Genomic DNA, 2,110 nt, shown 5'->3' on the forward strand with positions numbered 1-2,110 from the left:
GGTGTTTGCGACAGGGCTCATAACCTGTTGCTTTAGGGAAGCTAATTCACCATTAGTGATAACTTGACACAATATGGGATAAACAAGTTCCATGGTGAATTATCTAGCAAATATATTATAAGAAATAAAATAGTTAAGGATATTTAAATAAGTGTTGGTTACTTCTCTTATGAAATCTTAATAGCAAATACAACAACGTTCATAGAGAGTAATATGTTCTAGCTAGTTACTTGCAGAATAATCTCCTTTATATACTTTTGGGATTGGATCTTCATTTAAGATTAGAGTGCACCTCAACTTAAAAGTGTATCCTCAAAAGTATCTCTATATTCTCCAATATCACATAATATTTTCTTATTATGAGTCACGTGAGACATATTATCACTTACTGAGGGCAATAAGTAATCTATGTTCAACATCCCCCCATACCTTTTGAACTGAGTAAGTGGTACTCCCCCCAGATTTCATAATGGCTTCAGAATCGAGTTCCTTAAAGCCTCGTGCTGGGTTCTGGGTATGGTCTTGGTCATAATGTCGGCTAGCTGGTTCTTCGTAGGAACGTATTGGAGCCTCACGTGCTTCTCGGCAACTTGTTGTCGGATATAGTGATATTTTACTTGTATGTGCTTGATTTTGTCGTGTAGCACGGGATTCTCAGCGATCTTTATGGCTGGCTGATTGTCAACATACAAGACTTTATCTTTCAGCGGCTTCCTGATCTCATCACATAGATTTGAGATCCATGCCATTTCTCTGAGGGCATCGCTGGCGGCTACATATTCGGCTTCGGTAGATGACTGGCATACACTTCTGATTTTATTCGATTTCCAAGACACTACACCTTCTGCAAGAAATGTGATATACCCCCCCGTAGAGAGAGGTAAGTCTGATACTGAGCCATACGAGGCATCGGAGTATATGGCGAGTGTTAACGGAGTTGTCGATTGATACGATAAACCATAATTGCGGGTAGTGTACAAGTATTGCATGATGCGCTGTGCCGCCATCATATGTACCTGCCGAGGAGATTTTAGAAATCGAGAAAGTAACGATATTGAGTAAGCAATGTCTGGTCGACCTGTGTTGGCGACAAATAGTAATTGTCCTACTATGGACTGATATGGTGTTGGCGATTTTAGTAGCGGTGACTTATCTGTGAAGTAATTTACTGAGTTCGATAATGGAGTATGCACATTCTTGTGCGTTGGGACTTCCGATAATGATGCTGCTTTAACGATGTAATCGGCCAATGTCAGATGGACTGTACCATTTGCTGTTTGGTTTACATTCATGCCTAAAAATTTGGATACAGGGCCTAAGTCTTTCATTGAGTAAGCCAACGAGAGACGGCGTTTTACCTGTTGCATGATTTCTTTTGTCGGAGCGCTTAATAATAAATCATCCACGTATAATGCAACTAGCACTAAACCAGAACATGTAAACTTGTAATAGAGACCATATTCAGAGGGATGTCTGGCAAAGCCAAGTTTTGTTAAGGAGGAGTTAATATGTCTATTCCATAATAATGGGGCCTGTTTTAAACCATACATTCCACCTGTTAATTTCCATACATGATCAGGGTATCTATTATCCAAGAAACCGGGTGGTTGTTTTACATAGACTGTATCAGTCATTCGCGAGTTTAGGAATGCTGTGTTTACGTCCATTTGGTGAACTCGAAGATGTAAGTAAGCGCTTAGAGCAAGGAAGATACGTACCGAATCATAGCGTATTACTGGAGCAAATGTTTCCTGATAATCAATTCCTGCTTTTTGTCGAAAACCTTGTGCTACTAGGCGCGCTTTCTTTAATCCCGAGTCTTTCACAGTGAACACCCATCTGACACCTAGAGCTTTTCTGCCAGGTGGTAGAGGTACTAGTTGGTAGACTTTTAAGTCTTTAAAGGACTTGAGTTCCCTATTGCACGCAGCTAACCATTCCTCCTTATCCGCTGCTCGGTATATATCCTGAAACAATTTAGGGGTTTGAGTACTATTGGAGTGTAATAGGTATGCCGAATGGAGGGCCATATAAGCTGTATTCTCTTCATTGTTGGCTGTGTCTCCTTGTACGGAAGTATCTGATTCGCTACTGTAGTAGTGGTTTGGAT

At 40.5% G+C, this 2,110-nt stretch carries 1 protein-coding gene; it reads right to left on the bottom strand.

All coding sequences use genetic code 11. From position 1 onward, the window contains the following. Window positions 1-464: 464 nt before the first annotated feature. Window positions 465-2,110, bottom strand: a 1,646-nt coding sequence (locus ACYVMZ_RS39230; RefSeq protein WP_461088088.1) for a Ty1/Copia family ribonuclease HI, incomplete at its 5' end; no start/stop codon positions are given.

Source organism: Streptomyces deserti (genome assembly GCF_054782695.1).